This window comes from Clostridioides sp. ZZV14-6154 (assembly GCF_020657785.1).
In the GTDB taxonomy this organism is placed as follows: Bacteria; Bacillota; Clostridia; order Peptostreptococcales; family Peptostreptococcaceae; genus Clostridioides.
In genome coordinates this window covers 98,168-120,599 of record NZ_JAGWCY010000004.1, presented here as the reverse complement: position 1 = coordinate 120,599, position 22,432 = coordinate 98,168, and the positions used below count along the sequence as shown (strand labels likewise).

Annotated in this window: 17 protein-coding genes and 2 riboswitches; of the genes, 4 read left to right on the top strand and 13 right to left on the bottom strand. The window is 28.3% G+C overall.

Annotation, left to right across the window (positions count from 1 at the left end):
* Nucleotides 1-1,173: a M20 family metallopeptidase gene (locus tag KGF45_RS11145; RefSeq protein WP_227827598.1), complete on the bottom strand. Its 1,173-nt coding sequence runs from the start codon at nucleotides 1,171-1,173 to the stop codon at nucleotides 1-3.
* 270 nt (nucleotides 1,174-1,443) lie between these two features.
* Here KGF45_RS11145 and KGF45_RS11140 point away from each other — a divergent pair, with 270 nt between their 5' ends.
* On the top strand, nucleotides 1,444-2,805 hold the full coding sequence (locus tag KGF45_RS11140; protein WP_227827599.1) for a hypothetical protein: 1,362 nt from the start codon (nucleotides 1,444-1,446) through the stop codon (nucleotides 2,803-2,805).
* Nucleotides 2,806-3,073: 268 nt separating this feature from the next.
* Here the strand turns inward: KGF45_RS11140 and KGF45_RS11135 are convergent, their stop codons facing one another.
* The 7 genes from KGF45_RS11135 to bilQ all read right to left on the bottom strand — a co-directional run bounded on the left by KGF45_RS11135 (nucleotide 3,074) and on the right by bilQ (nucleotide 8,301).
* Entirely contained in the window at nucleotides 3,074-3,538 is a 465-nt protein-coding gene (locus KGF45_RS11135) for a DUF1648 domain-containing protein (RefSeq protein ID WP_227842566.1), read from the bottom strand.
* Between the two features lie 92 nt (nucleotides 3,539-3,630).
* On the bottom strand, nucleotides 3,631-3,816 hold the full coding sequence (locus tag KGF45_RS11130) for a hypothetical protein (protein WP_227827601.1): 186 nt from the start codon (nucleotides 3,814-3,816) through the stop codon (nucleotides 3,631-3,633).
* A gap of 109 nt (nucleotides 3,817-3,925) precedes the next feature.
* Nucleotides 3,926-5,485 (bottom strand): ABC-F family ATP-binding cassette domain-containing protein, encoded by a 1,560-nt coding sequence (locus KGF45_RS11125; RefSeq protein ID WP_227842565.1) that lies wholly within the window; start codon nucleotides 5,483-5,485, stop codon nucleotides 3,926-3,928.
* A gap of 183 nt (nucleotides 5,486-5,668) precedes the next feature.
* The gene (locus tag KGF45_RS11120) at nucleotides 5,669-5,941 is read right to left on the bottom strand and encodes a CD3324 family protein (protein WP_227827603.1); all 273 of its coding nucleotides are present in this window, start codon (nucleotides 5,939-5,941) and stop codon (nucleotides 5,669-5,671) included.
* Nucleotides 5,942-6,150: 209 nt separating this feature from the next.
* On the bottom strand, nucleotides 6,151-6,681 hold the full coding sequence (bilS, locus tag KGF45_RS11115) for a flavodoxin family protein BilS (protein WP_227827604.1): 531 nt from the start codon (nucleotides 6,679-6,681) through the stop codon (nucleotides 6,151-6,153).
* 77 nt (nucleotides 6,682-6,758) lie between these two features.
* Nucleotides 6,759-7,853, bottom strand: coding sequence for a bilirubin reductase (bilR, locus tag KGF45_RS11110; RefSeq protein WP_227827605.1), 1,095 nt, complete (start codon nucleotides 7,851-7,853; stop codon nucleotides 6,759-6,761).
* Nucleotide 7,854: 1 nt separating this feature from the next.
* A complete protein-coding gene (bilQ, locus tag KGF45_RS11105) occupies nucleotides 7,855-8,301 on the bottom strand; it encodes a bilirubin utilization transcriptional regulator BilQ (protein ID WP_227827606.1) in 447 nt (148 codons plus the stop codon).
* Between the two features lie 310 nt (nucleotides 8,302-8,611).
* On the opposite strand from bilQ, the gene KGF45_RS11100 reads away from it, so the two are divergent.
* Both KGF45_RS11100 and KGF45_RS11095 read left to right on the top strand, forming a co-directional pair.
* On the top strand, nucleotides 8,612-9,802 hold the full coding sequence (locus KGF45_RS11100; RefSeq protein WP_227827607.1) for a pyridoxal phosphate-dependent aminotransferase: 1,191 nt from the start codon (nucleotides 8,612-8,614) through the stop codon (nucleotides 9,800-9,802).
* 166 nt (nucleotides 9,803-9,968) lie between these two features.
* Nucleotides 9,969-10,937, top strand: a complete 969-nt coding sequence (locus tag KGF45_RS11095) for a DMT family transporter (RefSeq protein WP_227827608.1) — start codon at nucleotides 9,969-9,971, stop codon at nucleotides 10,935-10,937.
* 198 nt (nucleotides 10,938-11,135) lie between these two features.
* Here KGF45_RS11095 and KGF45_RS11090 read toward each other — a convergent pair whose 3' ends face one another.
* From KGF45_RS11090 to KGF45_RS11075, 4 genes are all read right to left on the bottom strand, one after another.
* Nucleotides 11,136-11,798, bottom strand: coding sequence for an anthrax toxin lethal factor-related metalloendopeptidase (locus KGF45_RS11090; RefSeq protein WP_227827609.1), 663 nt, complete (start codon nucleotides 11,796-11,798; stop codon nucleotides 11,136-11,138).
* A gap of 99 nt (nucleotides 11,799-11,897) precedes the next feature.
* Nucleotides 11,898-11,984: riboswitch (cyclic di-GMP riboswitch) on the bottom strand.
* A gap of 184 nt (nucleotides 11,985-12,168) precedes the next feature.
* Nucleotides 12,169-15,024 carry an SrtB-anchored collagen-binding adhesin gene (locus tag KGF45_RS11085; protein ID WP_227842564.1) on the bottom strand — a complete coding sequence of 952 codons (2,856 nt, stop codon included), beginning with the start codon at nucleotides 15,022-15,024 and terminating at the stop codon, nucleotides 12,169-12,171.
* Nucleotides 15,025-15,140: 116 nt separating this feature from the next.
* Nucleotides 15,141-15,226: riboswitch (cyclic di-GMP riboswitch) on the bottom strand.
* Between the two features lie 130 nt (nucleotides 15,227-15,356).
* Nucleotides 15,357-16,535: a cation diffusion facilitator family transporter gene (locus KGF45_RS11080; protein WP_227827611.1), complete on the bottom strand. Its 1,179-nt coding sequence runs from the start codon at nucleotides 16,533-16,535 to the stop codon at nucleotides 15,357-15,359.
* Nucleotides 16,536-16,667: 132 nt separating this feature from the next.
* Nucleotides 16,668-17,618: a DMT family transporter gene (locus tag KGF45_RS11075; protein ID WP_227827612.1), complete on the bottom strand. Its 951-nt coding sequence runs from the start codon at nucleotides 17,616-17,618 to the stop codon at nucleotides 16,668-16,670.
* Between the two features lie 336 nt (nucleotides 17,619-17,954).
* On the opposite strand from KGF45_RS11075, the gene KGF45_RS11070 reads away from it, so the two are divergent.
* Complete coding sequence (locus tag KGF45_RS11070; RefSeq protein WP_227827613.1) at nucleotides 17,955-19,328, top strand: sigma-54 interaction domain-containing protein; 1,374 nt, start codon at nucleotides 17,955-17,957, stop codon at nucleotides 19,326-19,328.
* 231 nt (nucleotides 19,329-19,559) lie between these two features.
* Here KGF45_RS11070 and KGF45_RS11065 read toward each other — a convergent pair whose 3' ends face one another.
* Entirely contained in the window at nucleotides 19,560-22,328 is a 2,769-nt protein-coding gene (locus KGF45_RS11065; RefSeq protein WP_227842563.1) for a calcium-translocating P-type ATPase, PMCA-type, read from the bottom strand.
* Nucleotides 22,329-22,432 lie beyond the last annotated feature (104 nt).

The window sequence follows — 22,432 nt, the reverse complement described above, 5'->3', positions numbered from 1 at the left end:
TTATATTTCAAATTTATCCAAATTTAAAATAACTTCAGAAATTAATTTTACCCTTTCAAACATAGAATCAACTAATGCATATTCTCTCGATGTATGATTCCATTCTCCCTTTACACCAAATGAACATATTGTAGGAACTTTTCCAATAGTTAAATAACTGGCATCTGAACTTCCTCCAAGTTTTTTAGCATTTATTTCTCCAAAGCCATTTTCTTTTGACACTGTATTTACAAACTCATAAAATTTCATAACATCTTCTGTAGTTTCAAATGCCATCATTTCATTGACAATCTTAACTTCTGTAGAAGTACCCTCTATATAAGTTTCTTTACAGATTTCTTCAATTCTTTTTTTAACATTTTCTGCTTCTTCAACTTTTTCAAATCTAATATCTATTTCTATATTACAATCTTGTGGAATAGAATTTGGTACTCTTCCACCTTTAATAACACTTACAGTAACTGTAGTTCCAAGTTCAAGATTTGTTAATCTTTGTATTTTTAATATTTTATTAGCCATTTCTTCTATTGCATTTCTTCCACCTTCAAAGTCATTTCCTGCATGTGTTTCTACGCCTTTTACATGTACATTACATCCAATTCTTCCTTTTCTACCTACACATAAGCTATTATCTACTAATCCAGTTTCCATATTGAATGCACAAAGACCACCTTGTCCTTCTTTTAGCATAATTTCTCCACCTGCTGAATCCCTATGCCCTGTCTCCTCATCTCCTGAAAATACTATTTTTATTGGTCTTTCATTATATCCTATTTTATTTAAAGCCTTGATTACATATAAAGAAATTACTATTCCACCTTTCATATCCAAAACACCTGGTCCATAAGCTTTTCCATCTTCTATCTTAAATGGATTTTCTCCAAATGTACCTATTTCAAAGACAGTATCCATATGACCTGAAAAAATTATTGGTTTTCCATTTCTATTAGAACCAAGTGTACCTACTAATGTATTACCATTGTTTCCAACATCTATTAAATTACAATCTAAACCTTCTTTTTCAAATTCAGTCTTTAATTTTTCAGCTAATATATTTACACTTTCTTTGCAATTTGTATAACTCTCAGTATTAACAATATCTTTCCATAAAGAAATTATTTCTTCTCTATTTTCATCAACAAATTTAGAAATATCATTTAAATATGTGCTCATAATATCCTCCTTTATTTTATAAAAAATATAATTTTGTCTTAAAAATAAGGTTCACATTTTTAGAATTTTTAAAAGACTAGTCCTTAATTACAAAATAACATATTTTTTTCCGTCAGTCAACATTTTTTCAGTATTTTCTATATTTTCTGATTTTTCTTGCATTTATTTTTAGACGGTAAAAATAAATTGACTCTTTTTATCTACTATTATAAAATGAGGATATAAATCGGTAATTAGTTACAAGACTTTATAAATTTTAATGGAGGCTTTATGAAATATAAGATTGGTTTTTTAACAGCATCTTATTTTCTGTCAGATAATTTTAAACATGTACTTGAAGAATTAAAAGATGTTTGTGAAGTTACATTTATTGAACTTAAAGGTAAAAATTATTTTAATGATTTACTAAGAATATACAATGAACAAGTAGATAATTTTGATGCCTTTGTTTGTAGTGGTATAATACCATATAGTGAATTGACACTAAAAATAGAGAATATAAAAGTACCTATAAACTTCTTAAAACTTGATGAAAGAGACTTTTACAAATACTTATTTAAACTTTTAAACAGTCAAAAAGACATTGATTTTACAAAATCATTTATGGATTTTTTAAGAGAAGATAACAATTATTATGATATATATTCCTTGATGGATTCTAATAATTGCCCATATACAATCAAAGATTTCAATATTCCACAGCCTGTATATGATTTTAAAAAATTAAATGACAAATTATTAGAGATACACCTTGACTTATTAAAAAACAATAAAATTAACATTTCCTTTACTCGAAACTATGTCATAAGCTGCGAATTAAATAGATTGGGATATAATTGCATTTACATGGTTCCCTCTACAGAATCAATCTTAAACACATTTAAATCTGTGATAAACGAAATAACATTGAAAAATTTGGATAAAAATAAATCTGCAACTTGTATAATTACAATAAATAGCTCAGAGTATATAAATGATGACCTAATATTTAAAAATGATGAGATACAAAATCAAATATACAACACTATCTTAAATTCTTTATCAACAAATGGATTCTATGGAGTTCAAGTCAAAAAAAATGACATGAAAATAGAAATACATACTACTAAAGAAATGCTAAATAATATGACTAAGGACTATACAGAATTTTTTATTTCAGAAGACTTAAAAGAAATTAAGTATAGCTTAAATATTGGTTGGGGAATTGGCAACACAAATATTCATGCAGAACAGAACGCTCGTCAGGCAAATAGTAAATCAGCTTCTCTAGGTGGAAATTGCACATTTATAGTAAATGACACTAATAATATAATAGGACCTTTATATTCAAATAAAAATTCTAATGACCTTGAAGAAAGTTCAATAGCCAATAAAGTTGCTTCTTTCATTCCTTTATCTAATGTAAATGTATCTAAAATTATGAGTATGATTAATGATAGAAATTCAAATAATGTATCAGCGGAAATATTATCAGACTATATGAATATAACTCTTAGGAGTGCAAATAGAATCTTAAGTATCTTATATAAGGCTGGTATCGCAACTATTGTAAACACAAAGCTGGATAATCAAAGAGGTAGACCAAAGAAAATATACAAAGTTGATTTCTTATCTTTTTTAGATAATATCTAGAGATTGAAGTCTAAATTAGTAGCTTTTTTAATAAAAATAACATTTTTCCACTAATTCTCAATAAGCAAAGTTTTTGAATCTGAATATGCAAAATGCCAGAATCCTCATAAACACTATGTTTTTATCAATTCTGGCATTCTTTTTTATTCCGCTATCAGAATTTAAACCAATGATGCTAAAGTAAGCTTTTGCTTTTACCTTACTTCAGCAGCATGAAAAATGTATCTTGAACGTACCTCAAACTCTTTATAGAAAGCAAGTTCATTCCTTACTCATTTTTTGAGAGTTGCTTGTTTTTTTGGTATATTTTATTCCATCCTATTAGTAATAAAATAATAAATACACAGGTATCTATAAAAAAAATAACTGTAACGTTCTTGACAATATTGTAGACAAAAAATATTGAGAATACTTCTACGGATAAAGCTACAAAACATAAAAAGTTCGTCAAATAATCTGCAATAGTGTAACTATAGAAAGCTCGTATTTGTAACCATCTACATATAAATGAGCGTAAAATAAATCTGAACACAACACAAATAATTGGATAAGCATAAATAAATTTTTTATTTACACTATTGACTACACCATTATTCCATTGCACAGGAATTTGAGCTGGCAGTTTTGGAAATGCTATGATTGCAATTAGCAAACAAGCAATGGTAATAATTCCCCATGTAACATTTCCTCCCCATATATATAAGAAACTTACAGAGTCCAGTTTTTTCTTCAACTTCCTTAATTGTCATTTTTAAACAGCACCTTTCGATTTATTGAATTACCTAATATCTTTCTTTTTTATTACTCTAAGTCTTCTTTAATGTTTTATTTCATTATTTGATTCGCCAATATTCCATTATCAATAATACCACACTTTGTAACAATCGCCTCCTTGTGTGCATCTAAAACTGCTTGATTATTATATAAAATACAGTATAAACATGGTTTACAGTCAAGTATTTTTATCATTTTTTTGATTCTATTAAAAAAGGCATCGCAAATAAATGCCATGCCTTTCTATTAATCTAGTCTTTTCATATCTTTCTCAGTCCAAAGGTCAAATTAGCCGGTCTTATGGTAAAATTGATAAAAGATATAACAGGTGATATAAGATTTTCTATCATATTAAATAATTAATTGCCCACTTCTCACAATCCCAAATTTTATTAACTATATCATTATAAAATTCTGGCTCATGGCATACTAAAATTATACTGCCTTCATATGATATTAAAGCTTTTTTTAGTTCTTCCTTTGCTTCAGAATCTAAGTGGTTTGTTGGCTCATCTAGTATTAATATATTACTAGGATTATTTATAAGTTTACATAACCTTACTTTAGCTTGTTCTCCACCACTTAATATAGAAAGCTTGCTTTCTATATGTTGATTAGTCAACCCACATCTTGATAGCATTTTTCTTATTTCATATCTTGTGTATGTTGGAAATTCATACCACACCTCATCAATAAGTTTTTTATCACTTATTTCTTTAACTTCCTGTTCAAAATATCCAACATTTTGTTCTTCTCCTACTTCAATACTTCCACTTATTGGTTTATTTATTCCAATCAAGCTTTTTAATAAGGTTGATTTTCCTATACCATTTGCACCTATTAAAGCTATCTTTTCTCCTCTTTCCATAATTAAATTTATAGGTTTACTTAGTGCTGTTTCATATCCTATAACTAAGTTCTTAGCTTCAAATATCATCTTCCCAGATTTTTTGGATATTTTAAAGTCAAAGTGAGGCCTTACTTTTTCCGTTGATATACTTATTCTTTCTATTTTATCTAATTTTTTCTGTCTTGATTTTGCCATCTTACTGGTTGATGCTCTAACTTTATTTTTTGCAATATATTCTTCTAACTTTGATATTTCTCTAATCTGTTTTTCTTGAGCTATTCTTAAATTTCTCTTGTTTTCTTCATACATCTGTTGAAATTTTTCATAATTACCAATATATCTTGTCAATGTCATATTTTCAAGATGACACACCACATTCACAACACTATTCAAAAACTCCAAATCATGTGATATCAATATGAATGCATTTTCATAATTTTGAAGATATTTTCTTAACCATTCTATATGTTCTTCATCCAAATAGTTTGTAGGTTCATCTAAAAGCAATATATCTGGTTCATCTAACAATAGTTTACCTAATAATACCTTTGTCCTTTGACCTCCGCTCAATTCTGAAACATCTCTATCAAGCCCAATATGTCTAAACCCAAGACCTAAGGCAATTGAATCTATCTTTGAATCAATATTGTAAAATTCATTGTTATTTAAAAAGTCTTGTATATTTGCAACTTTTTCAAGAGACTTATTTATCTCATGTTCATTCATTTCTCCCATTTTACTGTATATACTATTCATTTCACTTTCCATATCAAAAAGTTCCTTAAAAGATTCTCTTAAAATATCTTTTATTGTATTACCTTTTTCTAGTTTAGTATGTTGATCCATATATCCAACTCTTACTTTGCTACTCCATTGTATATCACCACTATCTGGAATCAGTTGACTTGTTATTATATTCATAAATGTAGACTTTCCCTCGCCATTTTTTCCAACAAGACCTACATGTTCCCCTCTTAACAGCCTAAAAGATATGTCTTTAAATAATGTTCTATCTCCAAATCCATAACTTATATTATTTACATTTAAAATACTCATTGTTCTATTCCTCTTCTTAAAATTTAGAAATTCCTCAATAAAATCATATCATTTAAATAGATCATACCTCAAGTTCATAAACAAATCTGTACTAATTTTGTACGAAAAAAGAGACTTTGTTAAAAAGTCTCTTCTTAATCTTTTGTTATATAAATCTATCTTTAAAACATTAATATTCTATTTTCAATCACTTTTTTCTTCTCTTATTATTCGTCTTATACTATGCTCAGTTAAATAATAGTCCTTTGTAAGTTCTTTAACAGAAATACCTTTATTGTACTTATCAAGTATTTCTTTATTTCTTTCTTTCAAGATATTTCTTGAACCACTATTTTCTCCCCAAGCTTTTTTATTTTTAGACTTTCGTGGTATATATAAATAACTACCATCTGTATATTCTTGAATTAATTCAAGTATCTCTTCTGGCAATATATTTTGTGCTTTTTCATACTTCATAGTACTCTGCTCCCATCTACATTTTAAATTGTAAATAAAAGCAAAGACTGCACAAAAACAATTTAGCCTAAATATTATCTTGATTTATTAGGCTCTAAACAAAGTTTTATTGCAATTGTATTTTGCAGTCTTTGCTTAGAGCCAACTGAAATTATAATATCGTTACTCTCTTTCATATTACAAACTCCCTTTCTATCTAATTTAAACTATTACATATTACTAGCTTTAGCTATTATATCTTTTGCAAATTTAACAGCTTCTGATATCTCTTGCTCATCTGGGTGACTTTGAGACTCTTCATGACCTTTTAATTGCTCACGAATATGTTCATTTTCAGGATGAAGTTTTATCATTTCTTCATATTTAACCTTTAAACCTTCTGCAATCTTTCCTTGGCATATAAATGACCCAACTATTTCATTATCCTTTGAAAAGACATCTTTCACTTTGTCCATGATGTTAATTCCATAGTTTCCCTTTGTACTTGCTCCCATTGTTCCAAATAAAGCTAGCTTTTTGTTATGAATATTTTCAAAGACTAGTTTTGAATTTTTATCACAAATTCCTTTGTCCACCCAATATCCTAAGAATATTATATCATATTTTTCATAGTCAACATTATTATCAATTACTTCACTGATATTTTTAATTTCTTTTTCGCCTTGAATTGCATCATATATAGATTGAGCAATTTTTTTAGTATTTCCAGTTAAACTTGAATATAAAATTAAACTTTTCATGATATATCCTCCTATATATTAAGTATTTATCTAAAATTTCTTAATACCATTAAATTTTTAATCACTATAAGATTTTATTAATCTAATATACAACCAAATTGAGAATGTGTCTGCAATGCATCTGCACATTTTTTATTGCAGTAGCAACACTTCTTAATATCATCTACTCTTCCTTCTCTTACTTTCTGCAACCAATCACTGTCTGCCAATAGTTGTCTCGACATAGCAACCATATCTACTCTGTTATTTGATATAACATTTTCTATGAAGTCTGGACTAGATAGCTTACCAACACCACAAACTGGAAGGGTTGTGTGTTTTTTAACTTCATCAGCTAAATACAAAAAGCATCCTTCATCTTTAAAATAAGGATGATTATTGACTGGTATGGTGTCTTCTAGTTTGGAATGATTTGCTAATGTTACATGAAAGCTATTTACACCAAGTGATTCAAATTTTTTTACAAAATGCTCCACTTCACAAAATAAAACGCCTGCATTACCATAATGAGGATTTTCTTGTCTAACTGCAAGCTTATAATCTATTGGAATATCCTTTATATCATTACGGATACTACTAATTATTTCACTTGCAAATCTACTTCTATTATCACAACTTCCACCATATTCATCAATTCTACTATTGTATATACTGGATGAAAAGCTTCCTATAAGTCTATCTCCATGAATTTGAATCATATCAAATCCTGCTTTTTTTGCATTTAATGTTGTTACTCTAAACATCTCTATAATATTTTTTATTTCCTCTTTTGGCATATTTGTTACATAATCCTTTACTCCATCATCCATAATTTTTTTTATTTCATCATGTGAAGTAATTCCCAATTTCATGGTATTTCTGATTAAATTCATGTCATAATCTGAACAAAATATTTGTGCTGAAACTTTCGCCCCTGAATCATGTATTGCATCTACAATTTTTTTGTACTCTCTAATTCCATCTTCATTTGATAAGCTTAGAGCCATTTTATGAAAACTAGGTCTAACTGATACATCTCCTATCGTAATCAAAGCTACACCTGATTTAGCAATTTTACAAAACTTGTCAATTCGTTCTTCCAAATTAAGACCCATACTTGTAGGTGCAAAAGATACCCTATTTTTTAATTCTAAATTTCCAATTTTAATTGACTTTAATAAGTTGCAATACATCCTATTCTTCCTCCACTGTTGCCTTTATATCTTTTACTGTATGTAATTTTTTTACTAGGTCTTTGTATCCTTCATCCAAAAACTCTTTTTTTATATTACTATCCCATTTTGAAAATATGTTTTTTATATCTCCTAGTACTTCTTCACCCTTATCTGTTACTCTCAATTGAAAAGCTCTACTATCATTAGGATTTTGAATCTTTTCTATGTAACCATCTTGTTCTAATCTAGATATAGTTCTTGTAGTATGAGCTTTATCCACCTCGAATTCTGTAGAGACATCATTCAAAGAACAATTCCTATTCTTGTTGATATAAATTAAATAAAAATATAAACCATTCGTAAGCTTATATGGCTTTAGACATTTTTCACAATAAAGTTTAAAGTTCCTTTGAAGATAACAAATAATATACGACAAACTCTCATGCTGTAACTTTTTAAAATCCATTCTTAATTTCCCCTCTATAATTCTAATGCAATATATTTGACTATATCAACTATATTATATTAAATCCTTGATACAGTCAAGAATATTTTGCCTTATAACTGTATAATTTTATACTCCCTTATAAAATTATCATAAAATATAATTGTGGTTTAGTTAGAATTTGTAATTTTTTATATACATCATACATAAATATATTTTATATAAAAGTTTATATTTTCAAACAAGAAATTTTTCGAAAATTGTCTAAATTCAGTAAAAATATGGTAATATATACATAAGCAATATAAATCTATAAAAGGGAGTGTTACATATGATATCTAATAAAATGCAAATTTTAGTTGCAAACAGCTCTGTTATAAGAGCCATGTTTGAAGAGGGAAAAAAACTATCCGATATGTACGGAGAAGAAAATGTTTTTGATTTTAGTATAGGAAATCCAAGTGTTGAGCCTCCAGAAACTATTAAAGCAGTTATAAGCGATATTTTAAATGAAGAATCTCCAAATCTAGTTCATGGATATATGAACAACTCAGGATACGAAGATGTAAGAGATGCTATTGCCAAGCACATAAATAAGAAAGATGGATTAAACCTTACAAGAGATAACTTAATTATGACTTGTGGTGCTGCTGGTGGTCTAAATATTATTTTGAAAACTCTTTTAAATCCTGATGATGAAGTTATTGCTTTTGCACCATATTTTGGTGAGTATAAAAATTATACAGAAAACTATGATGGAAAGTTAATAGAAGTCCCTACAAATATAGAAACTTTTGAACCAGATTTAGATGCTCTAAAAAATGCTATTACTCCAAAGACAAGAGCTCTAATAATAAACACTCCAAACAATCCTACTGGTGTTATTTATTCTGAAGAATTGCTAAAAAATCTTGGAGAGTTACTAGACACAAAACAAAAAGAATTTAATACAAATATATATTTAATTTCTGATGAACCATATAGAGAAATAATTTATGATGGTGCTAAAGTTCCTTGTATATTAAAATACTATAAAAATTCATTTATAGGATACTCTTATAGTAAATCATTGTCTCTACCTGGTGAACGTATAGGATATATTGTGGCTAATGGAGAAATGGATGATTTTGATGATGTTATGTCTTCATTAAATGTTGCAAATAGAATACTTGGATTTGTAAATGCTCCTTCTCTTTTTCAAAGAGTTATTGCAAGAAGCTTAGATGCAGAAGTTGATGTAAATATTTACAAGAAGAACTTTGACCTTTTATATAATAGCTTAATAGAAATGGGATTTTCTTGTGTTAAACCTAGTGGTACATTCTATTTATTCCCAAAAGCTCCAATTGAAGATGATAAAAAATTCTGTGCTGATGCTAAACAATTTAATTTACTATTAGTTCCAGGCTCTTCTTTTGGTTGCCCAGGACACTTTAGAGTATCATATTGTGTATCTTATGATAAGGTTAAGAGTTCCCTACCAGCATTTGAAAAATTAGCTAAATTGTACAATTTAAAATAATTAAATAAATATAATTACAAATAATTAGCTACCTTAGTATAGAATTTTATATTCTATATTAAGGTAGCTTATAATTTTATATCTTATGTTTATATACCATTTTATACCAATGTACTTGAATATTGTAGTTTATAGTACTAATATAAATTACAAGGAGGTGTTTGATTTGAAAAAAGGTTATGTTTATATAATACTAACTACCATATTTTTTAGTTCAATGGAAATTAGTCTAAAAACTGTTACTAATGACTTTAATCCCATACAAATAACTTTATCAAGATTTTTTGTTGGTGGATTAGTCTTACTACCTTTTGCTATAAAAAGATTAAAATCCCTTAGTATTTCTATTACAAAATCAGATTTAAAATACTTTGCTTTTTTAGGTTTTATGTGTGTTGTAGTAAGTATGTCATTGTACCAGTTAGCTGTACTAAACACAAAAGCATCTGTAGTTGCTGTCTTATTTAGTTGTAATCCAGTATTTGTGATGCTTCTAGCTTATTTAATTCTAAAGGAAAAAATCTATAGGCACAATATAATTTCACTTATATTAGAAGTACTTGGAATTATAATTATTATAAATCCACTGCATACAAGATTAACTTTTAGTGGTATATTCTTAACACTATCTTCTGCCATTATTTTTTCAATGTACACTGTTTTTGGTAAAAGAAAAACATTAAAATTTGGTGGAATAGTTGTGACTTGTTTCAGTTTTATATTAGGTAGTTTAGAAATGCTTGTATTAGTTCTACTTACTAAGATTAATTTTATATCAAATATGTTAAATAAAAATGGGCTCCATGTATTTGCAAATATACCTATTTTTAGTGGTTATACCTTACACAACATACCTACTATGATTTACGTATTTGTATTTGTTACAGGTGTTGGTTATGCACTTTATTTTATGGCAATGGAAGCTACATCTACTAGCCTTACATCTTTAGTATTTTTCTTTAAGCCTGTAATATCTCCAATACTGGCATTACTAATTCTTAAAGAATTTATTCCTACTAATATGATTATAGGAATTCTATTGATAGTGATTGGTTCAATAGTTTCTATTATACCTACAATAATGACTCAAGCTCATAATAAACATATTGAGTCATTATATAAAAGTCAGCAATAAATCATCACATAAAAAATATACATAAGATTAAATTGATTAGTTTTACACACAATATAAAAGGTTGTGTCTCAAAATGAACTTTTTAGTTCATGAGGCACTCTTTTTGTATGAAATCAAATATATTTTTATCATTTCAACAATGAAAAAGAGGCTTATCTCTATTTTGAGACAGCCCCTTAATGTTTTTATATAAATTTTTTATTTTACTAAGTTTTGTAAAAAGCTATAAGTTTGTGGACAAGCTGCTTTTAATTTACTATTTGTGTCTTGATTTAAGTAGTAATATGCAAATGCTTCAGCAAAGAATTCTTCTGGATATACACCTAAATAATTTACATTTCCTAAAGAACGTCCTTCTTTAGCAAATATTTGTTTAAATTGTGCTGATTTAGAAATATCATTCAATGCAAGATGGTCTACTGCATGTGCTGTTTCATGTAATTCTAAGTTTATTGCATCATGACCTTTACCTTTGTTACTAAATCCTATTCTAAGAGCTACTGTACTTCCACCTAAACCAGGAACATCATCCCAAGTTTTACCAGTATTTTCCCATCCCTTAGGAACTACACCTTTTAAATAAGCATATTCTTTTTCATCTGTTAATTTTCCACTTAATAATTTTATTTTTAAGTTATCTTGTTTTAATACATTTAGATATTTTCCATCTATATTTGCAAGTCTATTTATCATAGCATTAGCTTCATTTTTATCGTAATTTCCACTTGGAAGAACCACTATTTGACTAAGTGTTTCTTTATTGTTTTGTAAAGTTGCACTATCTGCATGTGCACTTACTGGAACTGAACTTATTAAGAATATTGATATTATAGCGATTAATAATTTTTTACTTGTTTTCATATTATTCCCTCCTTTGAGTTAGGCCGGGAGTAATAAATTTCAAAATAAAAAAGATACCCAAGAGTATCTTTGTATATACAAAAAGAAATTTTTACTCTTTTCGGCAACTGGCTGGCATAGTTTACTTAAACTTTAGCCCCTATAGCTTTGCGTGACTAGGTTTCCCTAGTTTTGCCTCATTTAATTTTATATTTATATTATATCTTATATCCTTCTCTTTGTCTATAGTTTTCTGGATTTTTTTTCTAAAAAACGATTATTTTTTTACATAATACTCCAAAAAAAAATATCTTCTAACAATATTCGCACTTAATAATATTGTTTTAGAAGATATTTTTTAATATTACTTATATTTTTATAATGTTAGGGTCTAATTGATATTTTTCTTTCTTCTCAATATAATAAGTCCTACAATAGCTCCTAACCCCAAAAGTATTTCTACAGTAATTGTAGTACTATCCCCTGTCTTTGGTGGCACTGGTGGATTTACTACAGTATTATCTTTTCCTGTATTATTCTTTTCCTGTGGCACTGGTGGGTTTACTACCTCTGGTATTGGAACAATTTGTTTAACAGGCTTTTCTATTGCATCTTCTGATGGTGGTATTGATGGATTTACTACCTCTGGTATTGGTGGATTTACCACATTTTCTGATGGTGGTACTGGTGGATTTATTGTTGCTTCCTCTGTATCAGATGGTCTTGATGGTTTACTTGGCTTATCTGTACTTGGTGGCACTGGTGGATTTACTGTTGGTTCATCTGTATCTGGTGGTACTGGTGGATTTACTGGAATATTTTCTTGTTTTACATTTTCTATATTTCCAATATCCACAATTTTACCAATATTTTTTCTATCAATTTCCACCTTTATTTTATCCTTTAATTTTTCATATCCACTTGGAGCCATGGTCTCCACTAAATAATATGTTCCTGGATTTTTGACACTAGATTCAATTATACCATCTTCATTACTAACTAAATCCTTAACTACTACTATTCCAAATGTATTTTCCAAATTAAACTTTGCACCTTCAAGAGCACTTTTATCTGAACTGTCTACTTTTTTAGCTTCAAAAGCATACCCTTGTTTAGTAGTTTCTACTCCAGGAGGACTTGAACCATTAATCTGAGCTACATTTTGTATAGTCTCTCCTACTTTTACATCTGTAAAATCTGCATCAAATGTAACCCAACCTTGTACAGGTTCACCTTCTTTTATCTGCTTAAATTCATATTTATTTACTAATCTTATAGTATTTTTCTCATCTCCAGCTTCTTTTTTAAGTTCAAGATTATCAGAGTATTTTATATTAGATATTTTTAATGCTGGATTTACTTCATCTAAAATACTTACTTGCCCTGCATCATAAACACCATAGGTTGACATGTTTATTTTATACTTAACTATTTGGTTATCATTGCCATCTAATACCTTTTTATCAACCTCTTTTTTGGCACTTATTAATCCAGAGTTCTTCTTAAAACTTATCTCGTCTCTTTTATCTACTTGACTATTATTTGCATCAAGAACAGCTCTATTTGTATAACTATCTTCAATACTAATAACTTTTAATGTATATGCTATAAAAAACTTTGATTCAACTTCTTCTTCACTAAGATTAATTGTAAATCCAGTTATAACTTTTTCTACTTGACCACTTTCATTTCTTTTTTCTTCTGTTTTATATGAAATATTATTTGCAATTTTTTCTTTACTCCAAGGAGTCCAGCCACCATTCATTGGAACTTCTACAACTCTAAAATCATGCCCAGCTTCTCCAGCAGTAGTTAATCTCATACCTTCTGGTATATTATCTGTTATAACCACATTACTTATTGGTGATTTGTCATCATTTATTGAAATTTGATAGTTGATTACTTGACCTACTTGAGTAATATTTGTTGCTCCTGAATGTCCCTTAGTCAAAAGATAATCATTTCCCCTATCAAATACACTTACAGTAGCATCATCTTCTTGCAATTTCTTACCAGCAGATTCTAATCTAGCTATATTCTTATATTTGTTACCATGTTTCGCATTTTCATCACTAATTCTAGCCTTATACTTAACAGTATACGCTTTGTCTATGTCTCCAAAATTAACTGAAATAGAATTTTCACCTTGTTCAATATTAAAATCACTTACTTCTTTTCCATTGCTTGCCACTACACTTACAGAATCTTTTATTAATGTCATTCCTTCAGGAAGCTCATCATATAAAGTAATGTCTTTTAATTCTTCCTCTTTTTCATTTACTTGTATACTATAATTTACATCTTTATTTTTAACTGGCATAAATACAGTAGTTGACTCTCTTCCTTCAACAAGCTTTTTAAGTGTTCCTTTAGCTTCTTCAATGTCTTCTTTATCGCCAGGCTTTATTTCTATATCTACATCTCCACTTCCACTTTCTATCTTTCCAGTAGTTTCAATATGAATTTTTGCACTTGTCTCTTCATCAACTTTATTCACATATGCTTCTAATCCAATTTTTCCTTGCATTACACTTTGACCATTGGGTAATTCTCTAAATGTAAGTGTATACTCTCCATTACTCTCTGTTTTATCAAAACATTCACTTGTATAATCTAAATTAACTTTATTAAACACATCTGGAACCTTAAAAGTTATTGAGTCACCTGCTTGTATCCCTTTTGATGTTGGAGTATAAGTTAATTTAAATGTAATTTTTTTCATTGACTCTGTTTCTATTGTATTATTATTAATTTTTACAACAAATCCATACTCTTCATTCTCTTCATTAAGTTCTTCTTCTAAAGTTTTAAGTAAATTTTCATCCTCTATTGGAGTTTGTTGTGGCTTCTTATTTTCTTCTTGTTTATCTCCTTCTGGAGTTTGTTCTGGCTTTTTATTTTCTTCTTGTTTATCTCCTTCTGGAGTCTGTTCTGGTTTTTTATCTTCTTCTTGTTTATCTCCTTCTGGAGCTTGTTCTGGCTTCTTATTTTCTTCTTGTTTATCTCCTTCTGGAGTCTGTTCTGGTTTCTTATTTTCTTCTTGTTTGTCTCCTCCTGGAGTCTGTTCTGGCTTCTTATTTTCTTCTTGTTTTCCATCTCCAGTTGGTGAATTATTTGAATTACTTTGGATAGACCCACTTCCTTCTAATTCTGACGCATAAGATACAGCTGGATATATTGTAGTAACTATCATACTTAAAATCATAATTAAACTGATTAATAATGCCTTCTTATTTCCTTTCCTCATATAGATTGCTCCCCTCTAATCTATTCGCACTTTTGTAAAGTTCTATAAATACATAATATAATTTAATTTCTTTTATCAAAAAACTATACAAAAAAAGCTATGAAATAAATAAAATTTATATTCATAGCCGGTTGCACCACTGACTCTGTATATCCATAAGGTGCCCAGTAATAGGATATACTTCAACGTCTCTATAATTTTTTTATAAAAATAATTAAAAATTATTAAAAATTATTATATTCAAATTAAATATAGTTATATATCTATTATATTATGTCTATATTTTATTGTCTATATTTTTTACATTTTTTCCCTTTATTTTTTAATCATCATTAAATGAAATCTTTATCTACAACAATGACACAATTATATTCAGGATTCATCTCCTTAACTAGTTTTGTTATATCTTCTTTTAAATCTTCTTCTGACATACCTTTGGAGAATTCAGAAGGATTAACTACTATATCAAATACTAAATTTTTCTTACTTCCTTTTCCAACTATCCTAAAATCATGCATAGATTTTATAAGACTATTTTTCTTAAGTATTTCTTCAAGTTCTCTTTTTGCTGATATAACTTCTTCATCATCAAGACATATAGGGTCCATATGAATTACCAAATATATATCCAACTTTTCAGATATTTCTCTCTCAGCAGTATCTATAATTTCATGAATTTCCATTATATCTATATTCGACGGAATTTCTGCATGTATAGATGCAATACATCTTCCAACTCCATAATTATGGATTATTAAATCATGTGTACCTATTATATGTTCATAAGATAATAATAATTCTAAAATAGATTTGACCATTTCTTCATCTGGAGCTTCTCCAAGAAGAGGATTTATAGTATCTTTTACAAGAGAAAATCCCGCATAAAGTATTACTAATGATACTACAATACCTACATATCCATCTATGGGCAAATTAGTAAATCTCGCCAAAATAAAAGATATAACTACACAGCTTGATGTAAATACATCTCCCAAAGCATCTAATGACACTGCTTTTAATGCTGATGAATTAATTTTATTTCCCATAAATTTATTAAAACGGCTCAACCATATTTTAACCATTATAGATGCAATTAAAAGTATAAGTGGCACTAATTCAAACTTTATAGGAACTGGATTTGTTATTCTTTCTATAGACGATTTCACAAATTGAAGTCCAACCAACATAACCATAAATGCTACTATCAATGCTGATAGATATTCTATTCTACCATGTCCAAAAGGATGTTCTTTGTCAGCTGGTTTACTTGCTAGTTTAAACCCTATCATAGTTATTGCTGAAGATGCCATATCCGAAAGATTATTAAATGCATCTGCCATTATAGCTATACTTGATGTAAGCATACCTATAGAGACCTTTACTATAAATAAAACTAAATTAGATATTATACCTACTATTCCTGCTACATAACCATACTTGTTTCTAACACTTGCACTTTGGACATTTTCACTATCTTTAATAAATGTTTTAACTAGGATTTTTGAAAACACGAAACTACCTCCTTGTTTCATATTTTATGCACAAGTCTAAATTTTTATATCACTATTTATGATAACACAATTTAAATATAAAATTCCTGAAATTTACTCTATCCTAGCAAAATTTTCTTAAAGATTAATCTTTTACTTATTCACGGTTGAACATTCATTCATTATTGAACATTCACTTCTATAATTTTTCTTACTTTTATTAGTAGGCATTTTAGTTGGTGCTTTAGTAGCTACTAAGGCAGATACAATCATTATTAGTACACCTATTAATTTTATAAAAGAGAATGCTTCTCCTAATATAAACCATCCTATCAAAACAGATATTACTAACTCTATAGAACTTACAACTCCTGCAACTGAAAGTTCTATACCCATTTCTATTCCACCAACATAACATATGTATGCAAGTGCTGCTGGGAAAACTCCTATTCCTATAATTAATATTAAAGTACTAATATCAGTTACATGAGATATTATTAACCATGGTTTTGCTATTGGTGTTATAAATATTGAACCAAATAGGAATCCATAAATTATTATTGTAAAGCTAGAGCATTCTTTTAGCGCTCCTTTATTTATTATAGGCATGCATGCATATGTTAATGATGCCCCCAAACCTAATAAGAATCCAAATACATTTATTTCTGCAAATTCAAATCTTCCACCTAAAACTGCAACTATAGCACCTATAAAACATAATAGTATTGATAACCTTTTCATCTTGTTGATATTTTCTTTATATACTATATTTGAAAATAATGCTACAAATAGAGGTGAAGTGTAAAGCAGGACTGCAGCTATAGATATTCCTACACTACTTATAGCTTTAAAGTAACAAACATTAAAAGCTACCTGGCATATTATTCCACTTAACATTGAAAGCCCTATCACTTTTTTACTTGTTTTAAAAACTTCTGGTTTTTTTAATACACTGTATATAGATATCACTAGAAATCCTATAAAAGCTCTTGTAAAAGTAATTTGTTCTACTGTAAGCCCTCTCGCTATTAGATTACTTGAAAATAATCCAGTTGTTGCAAACAATGATCCAGCACAACCAATTAAAATATATCCTTTTTTCATGCAAATTCCCCCTTAAACTATTTCTCTTTATATAATTTAAGCAATTATAATGCCAACATTGAAAACTCTATAATTATTATTTTCAAGCTTAACTGATAAATAAAATTTGCTTATTCTTCTAAAAAGCAATATAATCAATTCATAATTGAATTATGTAATAATTTATATAATTCATTTTTGAATCACACTATAATTTACATAATTTATTTTTGAATTATATTACATCTTATTTAATTCATTTTTGAATTATTATTGTTTATATTCTACAAGTTTTAATTCATTTCTAATTTAAATTATGCTTTTTTATAAATTTTTAATTATTTGGAGGAGGTCAAAATGAAATATCCAAAAGATTTTTTTGAAAATATTTTAGAATTTTCACACGATGAGATATCAGTTTGTGACAAAAACGGAATAACATTATACTGTAATAAATCATTTGAGAACAACTATGGGTTAACAAGAGATGAAGTTTTAGGTAAAAGTGTTATGTATATACAAGAAAAAGGTTGTTTATTTCAGACTCCAGTAACAGAAGTAATAAGAACAAAAAAAGCGGTATCATTAGAACAACAATCTAAAACTGGTATAAAATTGATAATTACTGCAACTCCTTTATTTGATGAAAATGGAGATATCGAATATATAATAGAAAATTGTAGAGATATAACAGAATTAAACAATATAAAAGACAAATTAGAAGCTTCAAAAAAGACTATTGAAATGTATAAAAATGAAGTTGAAATGTACCATAGAAGTACAATACATATATTTGATGATATTGTTTTTAAAAGTGAATCTATGAAATCTATTTTTAAAACAGTTGACCAAATATCAAATTCAAACGTGAATATATTGATTTTAGGTGAGTCTGGGACTGGAAAAACCTCTTTAGCTAGATATATTCACTCTAAAAGTGATAGGAAAGAAGGCCCTTTTATAACTATAAACTGTACTACCATATCCCCTTCACTATTGGAGTCAGAGCTTTTTGGTTATACAAAAGGTGCTTTTACAGGTGCTAATAGCAAAGGTAAAATTGGACTTGTAGAATTGGCAGATGGCGGTACTTTGTTTTTAGATGAAATTGGTGATATTCCTCCTGGTCTTCAGGCTAAATTCCTCCAATTAGCTCAAGATAAAAAATTTATACAAGTTGGTGGTGTAAAAGAAAAAAAAGTTGATATTAGAATCATTTCAGCAACTAATGTGGATTTGTTTGGTCTTGTAAAAGAAAAACTGTTTAGAGAAGATTTATATTATAGGTTAAATGTTGTAAACATTAAAATCCCACCACTTAGAGAACGTATTGAGGACTTACCACTACTTATAGATACTCTATTTAAAAAGTACAATCATAAACTAAATATGAATAAGACTATCTCTAAGTCATTAATAGATAAACTTTCCCTTTATAGATTTCCAGGCAATATTAGAGAGTTAGAAAACTTGATACAGAACTTACTCATAACATCTAATAGTGAAAACATAAATTCTCTGCCTTTATCACTTGCATATATAGATTCAGATTTTGATGGAAACACATCTGAATCATTTAGTAATAAAAGTTTAGATGAATTATTATCTGAGTATGAAGGAGAAATTATAAGAAAAGTACATAGTAAAACTAAAAGTTCTTATAAACTAGCAAGCTATCTAAATATTTCTCAACCAAAAGCATATAGGCTTATAAAGAAATATGTAAAATAATTTTTTATTTTCGTTAAATAAAAAGTTACTAATTATTTTTGAAAGAATTTATTATAAATGATAATATACTTCCCTCATGTTGAAAACAATTGTTTTGAATGTATATTAATACCTAAGTTAAAAAACAAAAATAGATAGTATATAATTAACTTAGTCTTGGATAGTATTCCTTACTAACTATCCAAGGCTAGTTTTTATTTAATTTATACTGTATTTTTTTAATATAAGACTCTATTTATATGACCTAATAAGTTTATTATTTTTCAACATTCTAAATGTAAATTTAACTATCTCATTAGATAATAAAATAGTTGATGAAAACAATATTATTTTTATCCACATATCAAACCCTAATGACACTGAATTGAAGAAACTTTGGAATACTTGGGTAAATATTATTTGAATCACACCTGTCACAACTATTACTTGTAATGCTAATTTATTTTTAAATAGATTTGGTATTGTACTGTTTAATCCAAATTCTCTACAATTTAATGCATTAAAAAGAGCACTGAATGCAAATAAGGAAAATATGACAGTACCTTGTTCTTCTGGAGTTGCTCCCAATATGTTGAAAACTGATTGTGTAAATACAATTGTAATCATAAGGATAGCATTTATAATAATATTTACAGACATAGACCTAGCTATTATTCCAGAATGTCTATTTATTGGTTTTCTTTTCAATACATAATCTCTAACAGGCTCTAATCCTAATGCTAACGCTGGAGGACCATCCATTATTATGTTTACCCATAATAATTGTATTGTGGTAAAAGGCATGTCTTTACCAGTAAGTTGAGATATTATAGCAATTATAAATGCTACTATATTTACAGTAAGCTGGAACTGTATAAACCTTTGAAAGTTTTCATATATACCTCTTCCCCATTTTATTCCCTCTACTATTGTACTGAAACTGTCATCAGTCAATATTATATCAGCTGCATTTTTAGAAACTTCTGTTCCAGAAATACCCATTGCAATTCCCACATCTGCTTGACTAAGTGCAGGAGCATCATTTATACCATCACCTGTCACAGCTACGACTTCTCCACTCTTTTGAAGTGCTGAAACTATTCTCATTTTTGTATCTGGCTTGCTTCTTGCAACGATTGATATTCCCTTGATTTCTTTTCTTAATTCTTCATCTGTAAGCACATCTATATAAGTAGCTTCGACAGCTTTTTTTCCATCATTTAATAGCCCTAATTCATCTCCAATAGCAGTAGCTGTATTGATATTATCCCCTGTAAGCATTTTTACATCTACCCCAGCACTAAAAGCTTTATCAATAGAATCTTTAACACCTTCTCTTAATGGGTCTACTATTCCTACAAATCCGCTAAAAATTAAATTTTCTTCTTTTTCATAGCCTCTTGGATTTCCTATTAAATTCAATTCTCCTTCTGATGTTATTGCTACCTCTGTGCGAGATTTAGTCATTTTTTTGTAGGCAAACCCTAAGGTTCTCATAGATTTAATCTGTAACTTTCTAATTTCATCTAAAATACTTTTTTCTATTCTTGGAGTTATTGGAACAATATTTTTCCCTTGCTGTACATAAGAACATTTCTTCAGTAATACTTCTGGAGCTCCTTTTGAAAGCAATATATCTGAGTCATCTTGACGAATTAATGTCGACATTTTCTTTTCTTCTGAGCTAAATGGTATTTGTGAGATTAAATAAGTTTGCTTTCTCATTTCAGTATAATCTTTATCATTATGGTATAAAAGTAATGCACACTCTGTTGCACTTCCTATATATTTAAATGAATTTTCTTCTTTTTCTATATCTGCGGTCGAATTTACTATACAATTTTCTTCAAAATAGCTATTACTCTTATATTCTCCACCACTTACATATTTACCATCAATATAAGCTACTTCTACCATCATTTTATTTTGTGTCAAAGTGCCAGTCTTATCAGAACATATTACAGAAACAGAACCTATAGTTTCACAGGCTTCTTTCTTTGTTACTAATGCATTTATCTTTGCCATCTTTTGCATTGTTATGGCTAAAGTAATATTTATCATAGTTGGCAAACCTTCTGGTACTGTTGCAACTATTAAAGCAATACAAACCATATATGCATTTTTAGCAGGCTCTAATGATTGTAAAAAAGATAAAATACTGCTTGTATCTAAAATTAGCAGACCTCTTCTTTGCATTTGTATAATCATAAACATACATAATAATGTAGCTATTACACCTGATATACCTGCTATTTTAGCTCCTAACTTACCTAATTTAATTTGTAACGGAGTTTGCTGTTCTTCATTTGATAAATTTTGTGCTATCTTGCCCATCTCCGTTTTATCACCAATACAAGTAACAACCATTATTCCTCTACCATATGCTACAAGAGTTCCTCCAAATACCATATTTATTTGCTTTGCAGGTATTGTATCTTGTTCAATTATTTCTGTTTTAGAATAAACTACTTCCATATCTAATATGGCATCAGCATTTTTAGCTACATCATCAGACTCTCCTGTAAGCATATCTTCTCTAAGCTTTAAATTTATAGACTGTATAAGTCTCCCATCTGCTGGTATCATATCTCCAGTTTCTATATATACAATATCTCCAGGAACTAAATTGTCTTTTGATATTTTAATTATCTTACCATTTCTAAGTGCTTTTACTTCTATGTTTTCTGTTAATTTTGATAAGGCATGAGCTGCCTTTTTGGATTTTCCTTCGGTTATTATACCTATGGAAATCCCAATAAAAATAGCCCCTAAAATCCCTAATGCATCATGAAGTTCTCCTACAAAAGAACTTATTACTGCTGCCCCCAGGAGAATTAATATCATTGGCTCTGTCAGACTTTCTCCCAACTCGTCCCAAAATGTTCGTCCTTCTTTTATCGTAAATTCATTTAATCCATATCTAAGTTTCCTTTCTTCTACCTCATTATCAGCAAGTCCAACTTCTGGATTTGTCTTTAAGTATTTTAAGACTTCTTTGGTAGGTTTATTATAATACCTCATAACTTTATCCCCCTTGTTAATTATCTATAGAGAATTATATGCTTATGATAGCTTGTATATTACTTTTCAAAAAAAATAAGGTGTTGATTAATCAACACCTTATA

Coding starts and splice junctions, on each gene's coding strand:
- KGF45_RS11145 (WP_227827598.1), bottom strand. CDS start 1,173: ATGAGCACATATTTAAATGATATTTCTAAATTTGTTGATGAAAATAGA.
- KGF45_RS11140 (WP_227827599.1), top strand. CDS start 1,444: ATGAAATATAAGATTGGTTTTTTAACAGCATCTTATTTTCTGTCAGAT.
- KGF45_RS11130 (WP_227827601.1), bottom strand. CDS start 3,816: ATGGCATTTATTTGCGATGCCTTTTTTAATAGAATCAAAAAAATGATA.
- KGF45_RS11125 (WP_227842565.1), bottom strand. CDS start 5,485: ATGAGTATTTTAAATGTAAATAATATAAGTTATGGATTTGGAGATAGA.
- KGF45_RS11120 (WP_227827603.1), bottom strand. CDS start 5,941: ATGAAGTATGAAAAAGCACAAAATATATTGCCAGAAGAGATACTTGAA.
- bilS (WP_227827604.1), bottom strand. CDS start 6,681: ATGAAAAGTTTAATTTTATATTCAAGTTTAACTGGAAATACTAAAAAA.
- bilR (WP_227827605.1), bottom strand. CDS start 7,853: ATGTATTGCAACTTATTAAAGTCAATTAAAATTGGAAATTTAGAATTA.
- bilQ (WP_227827606.1), bottom strand. CDS start 8,301: ATGGATTTTAAAAAGTTACAGCATGAGAGTTTGTCGTATATTATTTGT.
- KGF45_RS11100 (WP_227827607.1), top strand. CDS start 8,612: ATGATATCTAATAAAATGCAAATTTTAGTTGCAAACAGCTCTGTTATA.
- KGF45_RS11090 (WP_227827609.1), bottom strand. CDS start 11,798: ATGAAAACAAGTAAAAAATTATTAATCGCTATAATATCAATATTCTTA.
- KGF45_RS11085 (WP_227842564.1), bottom strand. CDS start 15,024: ATGAGGAAAGGAAATAAGAAGGCATTATTAATCAGTTTAATTATGATT.
- KGF45_RS11075 (WP_227827612.1), bottom strand. CDS start 17,618: ATGAAAAAAGGATATATTTTAATTGGTTGTGCTGGATCATTGTTTGCA.
- KGF45_RS11070 (WP_227827613.1), top strand. CDS start 17,955: ATGAAATATCCAAAAGATTTTTTTGAAAATATTTTAGAATTTTCACAC.
- KGF45_RS11065 (WP_227842563.1), bottom strand. CDS start 22,328: ATGAGGTATTATAATAAACCTACCAAAGAAGTCTTAAAATACTTAAAG.